1 protein-coding gene is annotated in these 661 nt (G+C 67.6%); it reads right to left on the bottom strand.

What is annotated here, in order from left to right; translation table 11 throughout:
- A partial coding sequence (locus tag RNC47_RS36110) for a hypothetical protein (protein WP_394814955.1) occupies nucleotides 1-273 on the bottom strand: 273 nt, incomplete at its 3' end.
- Nucleotides 274-661 lie beyond the last annotated feature (388 nt).

Raw genomic sequence — 661 nt, 5'->3', positions numbered from 1 at the left:
ATCCAGGACGACGTCGACGCCTGGCTCGCCCGCGCCCTGGCCACCCGCCTCGGGCACTACCGCGACCCTGCCGCCCACGAAGCCGCCGCCGGCCTTCTCACTCCGCCGGTCCTCGCGCACGCCGCGCTGCTCGCCGAACTCCTCCGCCTGGTCCCCGGAACCGACGTCGGCCAGCTGACGTTCGCCGCCCGACTTGCCACCACCGAGCCGGAAGCCGCCGGAGACCTGGTCGCCGTTCTCGCCCGCGCCCGCCTCGAGCGGTGACGGCGTCACCGTCCGCACACCCCCAGAGCCACGGAAGCAGCGAAGAGCTCTGGGGGGGGTGGGTGCCAGATATGCGCGTTTTGACCGATACCTCTGGGGGGTGGAGGACCGTTTTCCCAGGCAGATGCGTTGCACGGTGTCCTCTGCCACCGAACTTGGACCGATTGCCAGGGAAGTCGGACAGCCGCTACGCATGGCGCGTGCCTCTCCATCCCCGCACCATGGAAGAGGTGGCGAGAGGATGTGAACGTCATGGGGTCGTGCGGCCATCTCGCAACGAGGCTGGACAAGTACATGCTGCGAGACGCGATAAGACACGAGGGGGAAGACTTGCGGAATATTCCACCGCTAGATCCCGAGACTCTGCGGGGGCGCCTACTTGTCACCTACCTATTCC

It is taken from the genome of Streptomyces millisiae (genome assembly GCF_031845425.1).
GTDB lineage: Bacteria > Actinomycetota > Actinomycetes > Streptomycetales > Streptomycetaceae > Streptomyces > Streptomyces millisiae.
Note: the sequence above shows the minus strand (reverse complement) of the source record. Positions and strands in the feature narration are given on the sequence as shown.